The sequence below is a fragment of the Halobacteria archaeon AArc-dxtr1 genome (assembly GCA_025517425.1).
Taxonomy (GTDB): Archaea; Halobacteriota; Halobacteria; order Halobacteriales; family Natrialbaceae; genus Halostagnicola.
This window is the reverse complement of the sequence record JAOPJY010000003.1, coordinates 178745-196229: the sequence shown is the minus strand read 5'-3', so window position 1 is coordinate 196229 and position 17485 is coordinate 178745. Positions and strand designations below refer to the sequence as shown.

General features: G+C 64.1%; 16 protein-coding genes. 8 read left to right on the top strand and 8 right to left on the bottom strand.

Annotated features, from left to right (window positions below; all coding sequences use genetic code 11):
* The first annotated feature begins 4 nt into the window (after positions 1-4).
* The 6 genes from metG (at position 5) to OB905_12800 (ending at position 8618) form a co-directional block, all read left to right on the top strand.
* The gene (metG, locus tag OB905_12825) at positions 5-2140 is read left to right on the top strand and encodes a methionine--tRNA ligase (protein ID MCU4926851.1); all 2136 of its coding nucleotides are present in this window, start codon (positions 5-7) and stop codon (positions 2138-2140) included.
* Between the two features lie 172 nt (positions 2141-2312).
* Positions 2313-4070, top strand: a complete 1758-nt coding sequence (gene pyk, locus OB905_12820) for a pyruvate kinase (GenBank protein MCU4926850.1) — start codon at positions 2313-2315, stop codon at positions 4068-4070.
* A gap of 81 nt (positions 4071-4151) precedes the next feature.
* The gene (locus tag OB905_12815; protein ID MCU4926849.1) at positions 4152-4535 is read left to right on the top strand and encodes a nascent polypeptide-associated complex protein; all 384 of its coding nucleotides are present in this window, start codon (positions 4152-4154) and stop codon (positions 4533-4535) included.
* Positions 4532-5278 carry a methyltransferase domain-containing protein gene (locus tag OB905_12810; GenBank protein MCU4926848.1) on the top strand — a complete coding sequence of 249 codons (747 nt, stop codon included), beginning with the start codon at positions 4532-4534 and terminating at the stop codon, positions 5276-5278. Before OB905_12815 ends, OB905_12810 begins: the two co-directional genes overlap by 4 nt.
* Positions 5279-5468: 190 nt before the next feature.
* A complete protein-coding gene (locus tag OB905_12805; GenBank protein MCU4926847.1) occupies positions 5469-8228 on the top strand; it encodes a malectin domain-containing carbohydrate-binding protein in 2760 nt (919 codons plus the stop codon).
* Positions 8229-8309: 81 nt separating this feature from the next.
* Complete coding sequence (locus OB905_12800; protein MCU4926846.1) at positions 8310-8618, top strand: transcription factor S; 309 nt, start codon at positions 8310-8312, stop codon at positions 8616-8618.
* An 86-nt stretch (positions 8619-8704) separates the two neighbouring features.
* Here the strand turns inward: OB905_12800 and OB905_12795 are convergent, their stop codons facing one another.
* Complete coding sequence (locus OB905_12795) at positions 8705-9148, bottom strand: hypothetical protein (GenBank protein ID MCU4926845.1); 444 nt, start codon at positions 9146-9148, stop codon at positions 8705-8707.
* A 139-nt stretch (positions 9149-9287) separates the two neighbouring features.
* On the opposite strand from OB905_12795, the gene nikR reads away from it, so the two are divergent.
* Positions 9288-9707, top strand: a complete 420-nt coding sequence (nikR, locus tag OB905_12790; protein MCU4926844.1) for a nickel-responsive transcriptional regulator NikR — start codon at positions 9288-9290, stop codon at positions 9705-9707.
* Between the two features lie 301 nt (positions 9708-10008).
* Here nikR and OB905_12785 read toward each other — a convergent pair whose 3' ends face one another.
* The 7 genes from OB905_12785 to OB905_12755 form a co-directional block, all read right to left on the bottom strand.
* Complete coding sequence (locus tag OB905_12785; GenBank protein ID MCU4926843.1) at positions 10009-10773, bottom strand: urease accessory protein UreF; 765 nt, start codon at positions 10771-10773, stop codon at positions 10009-10011.
* Positions 10763-11476, bottom strand: a complete 714-nt coding sequence (gene ureE / locus OB905_12780) for an urease accessory protein UreE (protein MCU4926842.1) — start codon at positions 11474-11476, stop codon at positions 10763-10765. Before ureE ends, OB905_12785 begins: the two co-directional genes overlap by 11 nt.
* Positions 11476-12459 (bottom strand): urease accessory protein UreD, encoded by a 984-nt coding sequence (locus OB905_12775; GenBank protein MCU4926841.1) that lies wholly within the window; start codon positions 12457-12459, stop codon positions 11476-11478. The genes ureE and OB905_12775 overlap by 1 nt, the downstream gene beginning before the upstream one ends.
* Positions 12456-13076: an urease accessory protein UreG gene (gene ureG / locus OB905_12770; protein MCU4926840.1), complete on the bottom strand. Its 621-nt coding sequence runs from the start codon at positions 13074-13076 to the stop codon at positions 12456-12458. The genes OB905_12775 and ureG overlap by 4 nt, the downstream gene beginning before the upstream one ends.
* Positions 13077-13493: an urease subunit gamma gene (locus OB905_12765; GenBank protein MCU4926839.1), complete on the bottom strand. Its 417-nt coding sequence runs from the start codon at positions 13491-13493 to the stop codon at positions 13077-13079. It lies immediately after the preceding gene.
* An 88-nt stretch (positions 13494-13581) separates the two neighbouring features.
* Complete coding sequence (gene ureC, locus OB905_12760; protein MCU4926838.1) at positions 13582-15288, bottom strand: urease subunit alpha; 1707 nt, start codon at positions 15286-15288, stop codon at positions 13582-13584.
* Positions 15285-15698: an urease subunit beta gene (locus OB905_12755; protein MCU4926837.1), complete on the bottom strand. Its 414-nt coding sequence runs from the start codon at positions 15696-15698 to the stop codon at positions 15285-15287. The genes ureC and OB905_12755 overlap by 4 nt, the downstream gene beginning before the upstream one ends.
* A gap of 522 nt (positions 15699-16220) precedes the next feature.
* On the opposite strand from OB905_12755, the gene OB905_12750 reads away from it, so the two are divergent.
* Positions 16221-17483 carry an urea ABC transporter substrate-binding protein gene (locus OB905_12750; protein ID MCU4926836.1) on the top strand — a complete coding sequence of 421 codons (1263 nt, stop codon included), beginning with the start codon at positions 16221-16223 and terminating at the stop codon, positions 17481-17483.
* Positions 17484-17485: the final 2 nt, after the last annotated feature.

Here is a 17485-nt window from a genome sequence, read left to right as displayed (position 1 = left end):
GCGTATGAGCCACGACGACTTCCCGACGGACCGCCCCGCGGTCGTGACGTGTGGGTTGCCCTACGCCAACGGGGACCTCCACATCGGCCACCTGCGCGGGTATATCGGCGCGGACGCCTTCTCGCGCGCCCTGGAGACGCTCGGCCAGCAGACCGCCTACGTCTGCGGCTCGGACATGCACGGCACCCCCGTCGCCGTCAACGCCGAAGAGCAGGGCGTCGACCCCGAGGCGTTCGCCCTCGAGTGGCACGAGCAGTACGAGGAAACGTTCCCGCAGTTCAACGTCGAGTTCGACAACTACGGGCACACCCACGACGAGACCAACACCGAGCTGACCAAAGAGATCGTTCGCACCTTAGACGAGGCCGGCCACATCTACGAGAAGGAGATCCAGGTCGCCTACGACCCCGAGGCAGACCAGTACCTCCCGGACCGGTACGTCGTCGGCACCTGCCCCTACTGCGGCGAGAAGGCTCGTGGCGACGAGTGCGACGAGGGCTGTCAGCGCCACTTAGAGCCTGGCGACGTCGAGGACCCGACCAGCTCGATCACGGGCAACCCCGCGGAGTACCGCGAGCGCTCTCACAAGTTCTTCCAGGTCTCCGAATTTTCGGACTACCTCACGGAGTTCCTCGACGACCTCGAGGGAACTTCGAACGCGCGCAACCAGCCCCGTCAGTGGATCGAAGACGGCCTGCAGGACTGGTGTATCACCCGTGACATGGACTGGGGGATCGATTACCCCACCGCCGAGGGAGAAGCCGAGAGTGACCTCGTCCTCTACGTCTGGGTCGACGCGCCGATCGAGTACATCGGGAGCACGAAGCAGTACAGCGATCGCGTCGGCAGCGACGAGTACGACTGGGAACGGGTGTGGACGGACGATGGGGAGATCGTCCACGTTATCGGCCGCGACATCATTCAGCACCACGCGATCTTCTGGCCCGCGATGTTGGAGGGAGCTGGCTACAACGCTCCGCGAGCCATCGCGGCGACCGGCTTCATCACCATCAACGGGAAGGGACTCTCGACGAGCCGCAACCGCGCGATCTGGGCCCGTGAGTACGTCGACGAGGGGTTCCATCCCGACCTGCTGCGGTACTACCTGACGACGACAGGGGGCCTCCAGCAGGACGTCGACTTCTCCTGGGACGCCTTCCAGGAGAAGGTAAACGGCGAGCTCGTGGGTACCGTCGGCAACTTCTGGTACCGCTCACTGCTCTTTGCCTACCGAAACTACGAGGGGACACCAGACGTCGAGGTCTCTGCGGACGTCGAAGACCGAATCGAGGGCGCCATCGGCGAGGTCCGAGAGGCGGTCAACGACTACGACCTTCGGGGGATTGGCCAGGCCGCCACTCGCCTCGCGCAGTTCGGCAACGAGTACATCCAGCGCAACGAGCCCTGGAAGCTCACCGACGACTCGCCCGACGAAGCGGCCCAGGTCATCCGCGACTGCGTCCAGATTGCGAAAGCCGTCGCCGTCCTCATGTCTCCGATCACACCCGACAAATCCCAGGCCCTCTGGGAGCAGATCGGCGAGGAGGGAGCGATCGCAGACGCCCACATCGAGGACGCCCTGACGGCGCCGCCGGGGCGCTTCGACGAGCCGGGCGAACTCTTCGAGAAGATCGAGGACGACCGCGTCGACGAATTAAACGAGAAGTTAGCAGAGCGCGTCGCGGCTGCTGCTGACGGGGAGGACGCGGGCCAAGAAGACGGCGACGCCGACGACGCCGACGAGGAAACCGAAAGCGACGACGCCGAGGCGGACGAAGCCACGGACATGGCAGAACCAGCTGACCTCGAACCCCTACTCGAGGACCGAATCGGCTTCGAGGAGTTCCAGAACGTCGACATCCGCGTGGGCCGGATCGAGGTCGCAGAAGGTATCGACGGCGCCGACGATCTCGCCCGACTCGAGGTTGACATCGGCTTCGAGACCCGCCAGGTCGTCGCCGGCATCAAGCAGCTCCACGACCTAGATGAGCTGCCCGGCGAAAAGTGCATCCTGCTCGCGAACATGGAGCCCGCCGAGCTGTTCGGCGTCGAGTCGAACGGGATGGTCCTCGCGGCCGGCGAGGAGGCAGACCTGCTGACGACCCACGGCAACGCCACCGTTGGCGAGAAGATTCGATAGAACGCGACCTCCCAGATCCGGAGTACGCATCTGTTGACACATCCCGCCAATATCGATCCGAGCAGCAACCCACGGCCGTGAGATCCGGACGAAACGTCGCCCGAATGCGACATCGACACACGAACGCGAAGAAGTCCCTATCTTTTAGAGGATGCTCGGGCAACCCCCCGGTATGAGAAACGCGAAAATCGTCTGTACGCTTGGGCCGGCCACCAGTAGCCGGGAGACGATCACCAGGCTTGCGGAGGCTGGAATGTCGGTTGCGCGGCTTAACGCGAGCCACGGCGATAGGGCGGGGCGGGCCGAGCTGATGGATCGGGTTCGACGGGTCGACGAGACCCACGACCGTCCGGTGGGCGTCATGCTCGATATGAAGGGGCCAGAGATCCGGACGGCGCCGCTTCCTGACGGCGAGACGGTGACGCTCGAGGAGGGGTCGACGGTACGACTGGTCGAGGGCGCGGAGGCAACCCCCACGGAGGTCGGCCTCTCGTTGACTATCGACGCCGTCAGCCCGGGTGATCGGATCTTACTCGACGACGGCCTGATCGAGACGACCGTTCTCGAGTGCGACGAGGACGGGGTCGACGTTCGCGTCGAAGCCGGTGGCGAACTGGGCGGCCGAAAGGGCGTCAACGTCCCCGGCGTCGATCTGGGACTCGACATGGTGACTGGGAAGGACCGAGCCGATCTCGAACTGGCCGCCGAGAAAGGAGTCGACTTCGTCGCGGCGAGTTTCGTCCGGGACGCAGAGGACGTCTACGAGGTCAGCGAGGTTCTCGAAGAGTTCGGCGCGGAGATCCCGATCATCGCGAAGATCGAGCGCGTCGGTGCCGTCGAGAACTTAGACGAGATCATCGACGCTGCCTACGGCGTGATGGTCGCCCGGGGCGACCTGGGCGTCGAGTGTCCGATGGAAGACGTCCCGATGATTCAAAAGCGGATTATTCGGGAGTGTCGCGAGGCCGGCACACCCGTCATCACCGCGACGGAGATGCTCGACTCGATGGTCCACGCCCGACGGCCGACACGAGCGGAGGCCTCTGACGTCGCTAACGCCGTCATCGACGGAACGGATGCGGTGATGCTCTCGGCCGAGACTGCGGTCGGGGACTACCCCGTCGAGGTTGTCGAGACGATGGATCGCATCGTCCGGCAGGTCGAGAACTCTCGGGAGTACGCGGAGATGGTCGAACAGCGCGTCCCTGCGGCTGGTGAGGCCCGCACCGACGCGCTGGCGCGCTCGGCGCGCTTTATGGCCCGCGACATCGGCGCCGATGCCGTTGTCGCAGCGACGGAATCGGGCTACACTGCCCTCAAAACGGCGAAATACCGGCCGCCGGTGCCGGTCGTCGCCTCGACGCCGAGTCACGAGGTCAGGCGGCGCTTATCACTCTCATGGGGCGTGATCCCGCTGTACGCTAACGTCTCCGATCAGGGAGCCGACGCCGTCGTCGAGAACGCCGTTCAGGCCGCCATGGACGCAGGCGTCACGGACAGTGGCGATACGGTCGTCGTCCTCTGTGGCATGATGACCGACCTCGAGGGGGCGAGCACGACGAACATGATGAAAGTCCACGTCGCCGCCGATGCGATCGCGGCGGGACGGGTGGTCGTCGAAGGCCGGGCCTCGGGACCGATCGTCCACGTGACGGACGGAGACCTCTCTGAGGTACCGGCTGGCAGTGTGTTAGTCCTCGGCTCCGAGTTCGACGCGGAGTTCGACGGCGACGTCGACCGGATCAACGGTATCATCGACGCACGCCGCGGTATGACGAGCTATCCGGCGCTGGTCGCACGCGAACTGGATATCCCGATGGTTTCGGGGGCCGACCTCACCGACCTCGAGTCGGGGACGGTCGTCACGATCGACGCCGAGCGCGGCGTGGTCTATCAGGGCGATCTTCAGGGGCGGACCGACCCGATCTGAGAACTGCGCCACATCGACGACCCCGCCGTCGCGTCGTACCGTTGCGGTAGCCTTTTTGCCGCGCGTGGTAACGTCTCGACTATGTTTGGAGGTGGCGGCGGACTCAACCCGCGCAAGATGGAACAGATGATGAAGCAGATGGGAATCGACGTCGACGACATCGACGCCGAGGAGGTCATTATCCGAACCGGCGAGCACGACCTCGTCTTTACCGACCCCGAGGTCACGAAGATGGACGCCCGTGGCCAGGAGACCTACCAGGTCATCGGCTCGCCCGAGGAGCGCGAGGCTGGTACTGCCGGCTCCGCAGCCGACAGCGCGTCGGACGACGGTGCTGCTGGCGGCGTTGACGAAGGCGACGTCGAACTCGTCGCGACCCGTACCGGCGCGAGTGAGGACGACGCTCGCGCGGCCCTAGAGGAGAACGACGGCGACCTCGCCGCAGCAGTCGCACAACTCGAGTGACGGGCGACTCAGTTCCCGTCTTGCTCGTTCGCGACGACCGTGAGTACCTCGTTGCCCCGGGCGAGGAGCTCGGTACCGATCTGGGCGTCCTCGAGGTCCCCGAGGACGTCGAACCCGGCCAGACGATCGAGACACACCTGGAGAACGCCTTTCGCGTCCGACGACTTCGCGGTCCGGACCTCTTTCATCACTTCGAGCGGACCGGCGCGCCGATGGTCCCCCGAGACGTCGGCCTGGTGATCGGCGAGACCGGCGTCTCGGTCGGCGACCGCGTGCTCGACACGGGCACCGGAACCGGCGTCCTCGCGGCGTCGATGGCCCGCGCGGGCGCGACAGTCGTCACCTACGAACGTGATCCCGAGTTCGCCGACGTCGCCCGGGAGAACATGGCGCTGGCCGGCGTCACCGACGACGTCGACGTTCGGACGGGGGACCTGACCGACGAACTTGATTCGGTCACCGAAGAGGAGGCGTTCGACGTCCTCACCCTCGACACCGGCGACGCGGCGACGGTCGTCGCCGACGCTCCCGACCTGCTGGTAGCGGGCGGGTTCCTCGCTGTCTACAGCCCGTTCGTCGAGTCGACTCGCGAGGTCGCCCGGACCGCCCGGGAGGTCGGCCTCTCTGAGATTCGGACGCGTGAGACGATCCAGCGCGAGATGGACTTCGACGATCGCGGCTCTAGGCCGTCGACGGCGCCCGTGGGCCACACGGGATATCTGACGATTGCCCGAAACGAGTAGGACCACGGTGTTGGTGGCCGGCTCGAGACGATATCCACCGTAGCCCACTATTGGGAGCACCAGGGCCATAGTATCAAAGTTAGAGAATATTTTATATATGTTGGATTTTCGACGTGTGGGACCACCAGCTTGTGTATTCTGTTACATACATAATGAAAAGTGATTTTTACCGTTGTTGAGACCCATCGGTATGGCAAACGAATCAGAGCGAAGCACGGATCGTTCACACCGCGCCGACCGACGTCGGGTCCTACAGGCCGTCGGCGGCGCCGGTTTCGCCGGACTCGCCGGCTGTCTCGGCGACGACGATGAGAACGGCGACGATGAACCAGCCGACGACGGGAACGGTGACGACGACGAGAACGGCGAGGAAGACCCCGCCGCGTTCGAGATCACCGCTCTGACGCCGGGACAGACCAGTCTTACACGGGGAGAGTCTGTCGACGTCAACGCGGCGATCGAAAACACGGGCGAACAAGAGGGGACGCAGACGGTTGCGCTGACGTTCGACGGCGAGGAACACGACAGCGACGAACTCACCCTCTCGGCCGGCAGCGACGAGACCGTCTCGTTCGCGTCGATCGACACCGCGGACTTCGAACCGGGCGACTACGACTACGAGGTCACCACCGAGGACGACGCCGCCGGAGAGACGGTGACCGTCGAGACGGTTCTCGACGACGATCCCGATCAGTTGCTCTCGTTCGAGACCGACGAACTGACGTTCGTCCCGGGTGAGAACACCGTCTCGGGGACGATCGAAAACCCCTATTCGGTCGCGATCGACTCCGGACAGTTCGAGATCGAGCTGCCGGACGGCTGGGAGGTTGTAGACGAGTCCGGGACCGCCCTCGACGGGCTCGAGGGTGGAGCCGAGCAGGACGCCCAGTGGGAGATTTCGACGTCCGACGATGCCGACGGCGAGTACGAACTCACGATCGAGGGCAGCTACGCGGTGTTCGACGAGGAGGCCGACGTGACCCTCACCCTGGACGTGACCGTCACCGAACCCATGTCCGCCCCGTTCGGACTCGACTGTGGTGGTGTCCACACCGAAGACGCAGTCGAGATCGACGGCCTCGAGTTCGCCCCCAGCGCGGAGCAATCCGCCGAACTCGACGCGGACGACCAGTACTGGCCCGATTCACTCACAATCGATCCGAGTCCAAACTCCTCTGACGCCGCGATGGACGAGAACCGGCCGCTCACTGCCGACAGCGGCTACGACACGTCTCCCGACATCGAGGGAACCGACCACGACGAACTCTACTGGACGGAGCACTGGGAAGCGGAGTTAGACTACCACTTCACCATCGAAAACGGTGTCTACGAAGTGACGGCACACATTTCCGAGGTCTGGGACAACGAGGAGGGCGCTCGGGATCTGACCGTGCTGGTCAACGGCGAGGCGATCGTCGAGGGACTCGATCCCTACGCCGAGTACGGACCCGACACCGCAATCACCTACACGACGACGACCGCCGTCGACGCCAACGAGCTTCTGGTTCGCGTCGAAGGGCAGGGGACCAACATCGCCGGCATCGAGATCCGGGAGGCGGGCCTCGAGTCCGGCGTCGCCGGACACTACGATGCGAACGCGCTCGACGTCGACGACGGCGACGCGCTCGCCGCCTGGGCCGACGCCACCGGCGAGGGCCTCGATCTGACCCAGGACGACGAGGATGCCCAGCCCACTTACCACGCCGATGGGGCAGACGGCAACGCCACTGTCCGATTCGAGGGCAACACCGACTTCGGCGAGGGCGAGTACATCAACTCCGAGGGTGTGCCGACGGAGTCGACGGCGGGCGTGACGATGGCCGTCGCGTTCAACACCCACGACGTCACCGCCGAACGCCAGACTCTCCTCTACAACGGCAGCGACGACAACGGCGACGGCTACGGTATCTTTGTCAACAACGAAGGCGGCAGCGGCCCCGATTCGGAGGGCTACCTCCACGTCCTGTACGGCGGCGTCAACTGGTACTGGTCGGATACGGCGGTTGAAGAGGATCAGTTCCACGTTGCGACGCTCACCATCTCAGAGGACGCCCCCGACCAGCCCGAACTCCGGCTCGACGGGCAGCTACTGACGCTGGAAGATCAGGTCGAGGCAAACCCGCCGGTCGCGCCGTCCGACCAGTTCAGCATCGGCCAGGACACGAACGACGGCCACGCTCCGCCGTACTTCCACGGCGATATCGGCGAGGCGGTGGTCTACGACTGGGAACTCCCAACCGACCAGCGCGAGGAACTCGAAAACCAGCTCGGCGAGACGTGGGGTGTCGACGTCTCCCACGAGATCGACGGACTCGCCGGCCACTGGACGTTCGACGAGGAGAGCGTCGAGGACGGGACGGTCGTCGACCAAAGCGGGAACGGTCTCGACGGCGAGATCTTCGGCGACGTCGAGACCGGCCTCGAGAGTCCGGCCGGCCAGGTTGCAGCGGCGTTTAGCGGCGACGAAGACGACGAACAACTGATTCGCGTCGAAGACGAGAACGCGCTCGATCTCGAGGAGTTCACCGTCTCGGCGTGGGTACAGGTCTCTGAGGAGGCAGATGAGTGGCACTGCATCGTCGCCAAGGAGGGGGCGATGTGGTGTGGGCTAGAAGGCGAGAATCAGACCGCCCGGATGGACGCCTACGACGGCAACGAGTGGGACGAAGGTCCGTGGGGCGAGGACTCGCTGAACGACGGCGAATGGCGCCACATGGTCTACCGGCAGGCACCCTCCGAGGGGGTCTCGGAGATCTACCTCAACGGCGAACTGGAAGCCTCCGTTGAGGCTGGCGACGAGTTCGAAGAGAGCGAACAGCCACTGGGCATCGGTGGCAATCCGGACGAGGAGGGCGGCTGGCGTGACTGGCTGCCGGGCCAGATCGCCGACGTCCGCGTCTACGATCGGCCGCTGTCCGAAGCCGAGATCGCCGACCTCGCCGACGCATAAGCTGTTTTCCTCTCTCGATGCGCTTCCTTCCGAAGGCATAAACGGGTCGCTTAAGTCCCTCGGCGCGCCTACCCCGGACACATGGAGTTTTGCGACGACTGCGGCTCGATGATGAAAACCGATGACGGACTGTGGGTCTGTGGGAGCTGCGACGCCACGAAACCGCGCGGCGACGCCTCCCAGTATACGTTGACCGAAGACCAGGAGGCCACCGAGGTCATCGAGTCCTCCGAGGAGACCTCACTCCCGGAGACCGACACTCGGTGTCCCGAGTGTGGAAACGATCGCGCCTACTGGTACCTCCAGCAGATTCGGTCGGCAGACGAGTCCGAGACGCGCTTTTTCATCTGCACCGACTGCGAGTACAAGTGGCGCGAGGACGATAACTGACCGCCGTCTCTGGCGTCTCGGCTCCGGTCTCTCGATTATCACACATACTGCCTGCAGTGTCTCGGTACGGCGACTGACTCACTCAGTCACTGGATCGAGTCTCCGTCGAGCACCGCCTCGTCAGTCCGCTCGACGCTAGCCGGGGAACCGTACTCACGGAACCCAAGAAACGCTGTCGTCGAACCGGCCCCCAGCAGCGTCGCCCACGTGAGCCCGGAGACGATCAGGTGTCCGACCGACGATGGAACGGACAACGCTCCGATGACGGTGCCGATCCCGACCGCGTGGACTGCCGCAATCGCGAGGAAAGCGACCCAGAGGCCGAGCGAACGGATCGCGAGCTGTCGTCGAGAGATCCGCGTTGCATACTGAGCGACCCCGTAGATTGCCGTGACTGCGAGCAGGGTTGTCACGAGAACGACCAAAACCCCACCAGTCGCCGTCTGCGCCGCTCCGACGACCGCAAATCCAGTAAGCGAAGCAGCGAACCGCAGTCGGTTCGAGGTAATAAACGAGCCCACGTCGTACACCGGTTGCTCGGAGGAATAGCAGGGATGGGTATATAGCTGTTGGTGAGCAGTCAGTATGTGTCGTCGACACACGGATGGGAGACGAGGCGGGACCCAGTCGATGATAAGCCTTAATACTCGAACGGGATTGAATTATTATATGGCAGTCGTCAGCGTTTCGATGCCGGATGAACTCCTCGAACGTCTCGATCAGTTCGCCGAGGACCACGGCTACACCGGTCGCAGCGAGGTCGTTCGCGAGGCTTCCCGGAATCTCCTCGGAGAGTTCGAAGACACGCGGCTCGAAGAGCGCGAGCTGATGGGTATCGTGACCGTTCTGTTCGACTACGAGACGACGGCAGTCGAAGAGCAGATGATGCACCTTCGCCACGAACACGAGGACCTGGTCGCCTCGAACTTCCACAGTCACGTCGGCGATCACTACTGCATGGAGCTGTTCGTCTTAGAGGGGGAACTCGAGGACATCTCGACGTTCGTCGGGAAGATTCGGGCCACCAAGGACGTCCTCTCCGTCGACTACTCGGTGATGCCGGTCGACGATTTTAACCCGCTGGGTTGACAGTCGCCGTCTACTCCGTTCTCATCACTGCCCGCTCTATTCGCGGTCAGTACACCCTCCTGACCGCAAACCACGGCCGATAAAAATGGCTACTGACGGGTGGCTTACCCGTCGCGACCGAAGACACGCTTGATTCGCGAGACGATGCCACTGTCGTCGCTATCGTTCGTGTCGGCGGTGGGCTGCTCGTCCACCATGGTTCGAATATGGGCGTTTATTCACTAAAAAATAACGGCCACGACTGCTGTCACGTTCGTGGGTGTTGCTGTCGTGTTCCTCGCCGGTCGAGTGACTGGCGGTCTCAACTCATAAACAGCCGCCGCCCTGCGCGCTCGTGGCGCATCCCCATGATCTCGGCCAGCGGTGCGAACGACGCCATCGCATCGATGTCGGCGTCGACGTACTGCTCGCAGACCGCTGCGATCGTGGGCCGAAGGGACTCCAGTACGTCCTGGATCTCGGTGTGGCCGAACCGACCGAGGCGCTGGGCGGCGCCTAACAGTCCAGTGACGAACGAGTACGCCTGCGAGAGACAGGCCTCGAGCACCGAAATCCCCTGGCGCTGGGCCACGACGCCGAAGACGACTGGGTAGTTCCCGGGCGTCGACTCCGTTCGGATCGCGTCGACGAATTTGCCCCTGAAACGATCGGCGTCGGCTATTTCTGAACCCGTTGTATCCGACTGGGCGCTCTTCGACCCAGCGCCCGGATGCCGGTCGCGGTCGTTCTCCAAGAGCAGTTCGGCGAGCTTTCGACCCGCTTTTGTCGAGCTGTCGCGGAACTCGCGGGGCATCGTCACCGCGTGGAGACGCTCGTCGACGGCGCAAACGCGCTCGAAATCGGCGGCCGCACTCGCCGCGTGCGCGTTCGCGACTGCGACGGTTTCACAGGGGCCGACGATGCGCCGAAGGTACGCTTCGAGGAGCGCCTCGAGATCGTCGGCGGTTTCGATCTCGTCTTCGTTCAGGTACTGCTCTAACCCGTAGGAAGCCGTATACCCCCCGACCGGGAGAAACGAGTCCGAGAGTCGGAGCGCAGCCAGGAAGGCGTCGGAGTCAGTGGTCATGGTGGGAATCAGCGTCGGACTTGTCGTGGTAAGTGTGGCCGCGGCCAGCGTCCTCGTGGGTATGGTCGTAGTCGTGGCTATGGCTGTGCTCGTTGTGGCCGTGGCTATGGCTGTGCTCGTCGTGCTCGCCGTGATCGTGGCTGTGCTCGCTGGGACTATGGTCGTGGCTGTCGCCCTCTGAGCTGCCTCCGTGATCGTGGTCCGGAGTGAACTCTCCGGGATCCGTGACGAACAGGTCGGCTTCGACGGTGGTCTCTGTGACGTGCGATCCCGGAACGACGTCCGAAACCACGCGCTCGACGATGTGGCGGTCGGCCGCGAGCGGGACGTACACCGTCCCGTCCTCGACGGCCAGATCCCAGTGCTGGTTGCCGATTCGGTGGCCGAGTTCGACCGCCGCATCGAGCGCTGTCTCGGTCGGCTCCGGAAGCGTGATGGCGAGGGCCTCGCGGGGCTCGAAGGCGACGACGATCATCCGATCGTCCGCACACTGGAGGACGTCGCCGACCGACAGCGCAGGCCGGTCGAGGACGACGCCGACGTCGGTTCCGGCGTCGGTCGTCGCCCGAAATCGCGATCGGCGACGGTTGGCCGCGTCGATAATTACTCGTTCGAGGGTCCCCGCCGCAGCGTGATCGTCTCGCAGCGCCGCCAGATCGTCGTCGGCGTGGACGTTTCCGAGAACGCCGTCGATGCGCTCCATCAGTATCGCCGGTCGGCTGGTGCGCCGACCCCCAGTAGTTCCCGTCGCGTCTCGTCCCACGCGTCCCGAACCGCGCGGCTTACGGCCGCCGCCTGGTGGCCGAGGATTCGCACCACGACGCCCGAGTCGGCGGGTAGCGCAGAGACGCCCGCGTGGGTCGTCGGTTCGCTCTCTGCCTTTTCCTCGAATCGGTCGCGAATCCGCCCGACGAGCGTGTCGGCGCGCTCAGACCCGTTTTCCCCACCTGTGTTTCCATCGCCGGGCGCGAAGACGTACAGCGAGCCGACGACGCCGTACGCGCCGACGCTGGCGGGATCGCGTGGATCGCGCTCCTCCGGCCGGAGATCGACCGCGTCCGCACAGATCAGCCGCCCCTCGTGTTCTGCCTCGACGCGGGCATGGTAGTGGTCGAACGTGAACGGCTCGTGGTCGCTGAGTCCGTCGGGAACGAGCACGTCTGCGACGACGACGACCGCGTCGCTCGCGACGTCGACCGAGACGGTCTGCAAGCAACGTGCGTCTGCGTTGACGATCGTCGGGCCGGGGAGATACTCCAGGTAGCTTCCCTCGTGAGCGCATAGCCTGGCGTCGAGGTGGGCGTAGTTCGCGCGCATGCTGTGGACCTTCGTCGCGCTCTGGGTCGTCACGTGCGCCCGAGCCCCCTCTCGGGCCTCCAGATCCATCCGGTGGCGGTCGCCCTGGGCGACGCCACCGGTCGGTTCCTGGGCGACCAGCGTCGTCAGCCCCGGCGCCGGATCGGTCTCGAGCGTCCCGGTGAGATGGTAGGGGACTTCTACGCGGTCGCGGACGAGCCGCGTGGGGCCGTCTGCGACCCGTGAGAACGTCGCCTCGAGCAGCCCGTTCTTTCCGGGACCGAACGCGGGCGCCTGCGGGAGTTCCTCGTCGCCGTAGCGCTCGAACGCCGGCGGAACGGTCGGCGTCCGTGAGGCAGTGGGGTGGCGAGTCGCGCCGGCTCCGCTCACGCGAACAGCACCTCGCGCTCGACGTGTTCTAAGACGTCGTCGATCCCCTCGCCGGCCTTGCAGTCGGTGAAGACGAACGGATCCTCGCCTCGCACGGCGTCCGTATCGCGCTCGATTACGTCGAGGTCCGCGTCGACGTAGGGTGCGAGGTCGGTCTTGTTGACGACCAGCAAGTCGGCCTGCGTGACTCCGGGGCCGCGCTTTCTGGGGATATCCTCGCCCTCTGCGACCGAGATTACGAACAGGAAGTAGTCTGCGAGTTCGGGGTTGAACGTCGCGGCGAGGTTGTCCCCACCGCTCTCGACGATGACGACATCGAGCTCCGGGTGGCGCTCGGTAAACTCGTCGATCTCTGCGAGGTTCATCGAGGGATCCTCGCGAATGCCCGTGTGCGGGCAGGCACCGGTCTCGACGCCGGAGACGAGGTCCGCGGGGATGAGATCGGCGAACGACTCGCGGAAGACGTCGGCGTCTTCCTGGGTCATGATGTCGTTTGCGATCACGCCGACCTCGTAGTCGCGAGCGACCAACTCGGGGACGAGGTGGCGTACCAGTGCCGTCTTCCCGGAGCCGACGGGGCCGCCGATGCCGACTTTCGCGACGTCTCGGTAGCCCATCTACTCGCCCTCCGTTGGCGTTCCGGATGCAGCTGCGGCGGCGTCTGCCGAACCGCTGTCTACGGATTCGGCGTCTGGGCCGTCGTCCAGTTCGTCGAGCTGTTCACGGGTGTCTGCCCGAATGGGGTCGTGGACGGTCACGAGCTTCGTCCCGTCGGGGAAGACGGGTTCGATCTGGACCATCCCGATCATCTCGGGGACGCCATCCATGACGTCCTCGCGGGTGAGCAGTCCCGTCGCCTCCTCCCGAATTTGGGAGACTGATTTGCCGTCCCGCGCGGCCTCGCAGACCCAGTCGGAGATGTAGGCGACGGACTCGGGGTGGTTTAGCTTCACGCCGCGGTCTCTCCGTCGGCGCGCGAGTTCGGCCGCCATGAAGACGGTGAGTCGCTCCATCTCCTTTGGCGAGAGCATCATCGGCGGCTCACCTCGGCGGAAGCGTCGTGCGGTTTGGCGGGAGCGTCCAGCGGTTCGTGGTTCGGTGAATCGGGTCGTTCGGACATGATTAGAGGAGGTATCGCTGTGCGAGTGGCACTTCGTCGGTCGGATCACAGGTGATGTGCTCGCCGTCGATTTCGACTTCGAACGTCTGGGCGTCGATGTCGATGTCGTCCGGGCAGTGATCGTTGTGCAGCATCTCGGACTTCGTTACAGACCTCGTTCCGCGGACCGGGCGGACCGGCGTCTTCAGGTCGTACGCCTCGCCGACGTCGTTCTCGGCGGCCGCCTCGCTGACGAAGGTAACCGAGAGCGCCTGTTTCGCCCGCCCCTGCGCACCGGCGCGCTTGCGAGAGAGAATCGGCTCGCAGGTCATCAGCGAGCCGTTGGCCTCGCCCATCTGTGACTGGACGGGGAACCCGCCCTTGATCACGACCTCGGGTTTGACCCCGAAGAAGGCGGGATCCCAGAGCACGAGGTCGGCGAGTTTTCCGGGTTCGAGCGAGCCGACGTGGTCGTCGATACCGGCCACGATCGCTGGATTGATCGTGTACTTCGCGACGTAGCGTGCGATGCGGGCGTTGTCGGCGCCCGTGCCCTCGTCTTCGGGTAGCGGTCCGCGCTGGGCCTTCATCTTGTGAGCGGTCTGCCAGGTCCGAGAGATCACCTCGGCCTGTCGCCCCATTGCCTGGGAGTCGGAGGTCATCATCGAGATGGCACCGGTATCGTGAAGGACGTCCTCGGCGGCGATCGTCTCCGCGCGAATACGGGATTCGGCGAAGGCGACGTCCTCGGGAACGTCCGGATTCAGGTGGTGACAAACCATCACCATATCCAGGTGCTCGTCGAAGGTGTTGTCGGTGTAGGGCATCGACGGATTCGTCGAGGAGGGAAGCATGTGTTCGTGCCCGACGAGTTCGAGCACGTCCGGCGCGTGGCCCCCGCCGGCGCCTTCGATGTGGAACGTGTGGATCGTCCGGCCGTCGATGGCGTCGAAGGTGTGCTCGACGAAGCCTGACTCGTTTAGCGTGTCCGTGTGGATGCAGACCTGGACGTCCTCCTCGTCTGCCACCTCGAGACAGGTGTCGATCGCCGCGGGCGTCGAGCCCCAGTCCTCGTGGAGTTTCATCCCGCAGGCGCCGGCCTCAATCTGCTCGACGAGTGCCTCGGGCTTGCTGCTGTTGCCTTTCGCGTAGAAGCCGACGTTGACCGGCCACTCCTCGGCGGCTTGCAGAAAGCGCTGGATGTTCGTCGGCCCCGGCGTGCAGGTCGTCGCCCCGCCGCCGAAGCCGCCCCCGAACATCGTGGTGACCCCGCTGGCCAGCGCATGGTCGACCAGTTGCGGACTGTTGAAGTGAACGTGGATGTCGAGTGCGCCCGCCGTGGCGATCAGCCCGTCCGCAGGAACCGTATCCGTGCTCGGGCCGATGACCATGTCCACGCCGTCCATCGTGTCGGGGTTGCCGGCTTTCCCGACCCCGACGATCTCTCCGTCGCGAACGCCAATATCGCCCTTACAGACGCCGAGGACGGGGTCGATGATCACGACGTTGGTAAACGCCCAGTCGAGCGCTCCCTCGGCTTGCGTGGTTCCGGCCTGCATCCCCATCCCGTCGCGCATCGTCTTTCCGCCGCCGAAGACCGCCTCTTCGCCCGGTGTTCCGTAGTCCGTCTCGATCTCCGCCAACAGGTTCGTATCTCCCAGTCGGACCCGGTCACCCTCGGTGGCGCCGAAGAGGTCGGTGTACTCGCGCCGCGAGAGGTCGCGACTCATTCGTCGCCCTCCCCGTTCTCGTCTTCGCCTGCCGCCTCGTGTATATATCCTCGCTCTCGGGCTCGCTCCAGTGCGCGGGCTTTCATCCCATCGTCGTCGAGTGGACCGCCGACGAGTCCGCCCATTCCGTAGACGTTGCGATCGCCGCCGATGGCGACCAGATCGACGTCGCGCTCGATTCCCGGCTCGAACCTGACGGCTGTTCCGGCGGGAATGTCGAGCCGGTAGCCGTACGCCGCCTCTCGATCGAAGCGGAGTCCGGGATTGACCTCGAAGAAGTGAAAATGTGAGCCGACCTGGACCGGTCGGTCACCGGTGTTCTCGACGGCCACCGTCGTCGTGGGCCGATCAGCGTTGATTTCGACGGCTTGGTCGGCAGGCCGGAGCTCTCCGGGGACGAACGAACTCACCGGCATCCCCTCGGTCTGACTGGCCGACGATTCCGCTTCGTGCCGTTCACTGTGGACTGTGTGATCACGAGTGCCCACTCGGGCACGGGTAGCCTAATACTACGCAGACGGCCCAATATTTGCCCACAGATTGCGTATTGACAGTCAAAATAACTCAATCGCTGTTGTTCAGGTGTGAAAAGTGGATATTCTCTTATTCGTCTAGGGTCGTTCGAGGTGGCGCTGGACAAACGGGCGAAAGTCCGACTCCTCGGCGGGAGCGTGACATCGTGTGTGGTGCCATGGTGGGGCTCAATAAAGTGGACATATGGCCAGAATATAACCGTCAGGAAGGGCAGAAGTATCGGCTAAGGTGACTTCAAGACTGTATACGGAATTGGATAGTCTGGGGAGAAGCCTTTTATAATACTCTTGCTTCCGAATCGAGTGAACGATGACTGGACGAATGTCTGGTGATGTTGTTGAATTGCCTCTGTCTTTCAAGATAGTCTCGCAGATTGCTGTCGCCCAAGAGGTGGGGCGATGACGGATCGAGGATACGGGCGCCGTGAGGTGCTTGCGACCGGCGGAGCTGGTTTGCTCGCGGGTGTCGCCGGCTGTGTCTCTGACGGTGGGATCCTTGGCGGTGGCGGAACCGACGCACACACGGTCGCAATTCTGGAGGATCGATCCGGCAACTTCGCGCTCAACGGGACCTCGAAGTGGCAGGCGTCGTTGTTGGCGATCGACGAACTCAACGAGAACGGCGGCGTTCTCGGCGAAGAGATCGAAGTCTTCGATCCCGATCCCCAATCCGACGACGAGCGCTACCAGGACCTGACGCGCGAGGCGATCAACGATCAGCAAGTCGACGCGCTCTGGGCGGGCTACGCGAGCGCAACTCGCGAGGCGATCCGACCGATTATCAACGAGGAGGATCAGCTGTACTTCTACACGACCCAGTACGAAGGCGGTGTCTGTGACCGAACCGTCTTCCCGGTCGGTGCGACCGCCCGCCAGCAACTCGGCGCCGTCATCCCGTGGATGATCGAGGAGTACGGCCCGCGGATTTACACGATTGCGGCCGACTACAATTTCGGACAGATCTCCGGCGACTGGGTCAAGGTTCTGGCCGAAGAAGAAGGGGCAGAGGTCGTCGAAGAGGAGTACATCCCGCTCGAAGAGGAGGATTTCTCGTCGACGATCAACAACATCCAAGGCGAGGACGTCGACTTCATCGCCTCCATGCTCGTCGGAGACAATCATGGGAACTTCTACGAGCAGCGTGCCGACAACGACCTGATGCTCCCGATGGCTTCCTCGACGACGATGGCCCAGGGATACGAGCATCTTCGCCTCGACACGCCCGCGCTGCAGGACATGTACGTCGGCGTCAACTACATGGAGGAACTCGAGACCGAGGAGAGTCAAACGTTCGTCGACGCCTTCTACGAGGAGTACCCCGATGCCGACTACCTCAACCAGGAGGCCCAGAACAACTACTTCTCGGTCCACCTGTGGGCGGAGGCCGTCGAAGCCGCCGGCACGTTCGACCAGGAAGAAGTCATCGCCGAACTCGAGTCGGGCATGGAGATCGACGCCCCCGAGGGAACGATCGAACTCGACCCGGCGACCCACCACATGACCCACCACATGCGGATCGGACACGCCGACGAGGACCACGAGGTCACCTTCGACGAAGAACAGTACATCGAACCATCCTTCCTCCACGAGGTCGGCTGCGATCTGACCGAAGAGTCAGAGACAACGCAGTACGAACCTGAAGAGTTCTACGACGCAATCTAACC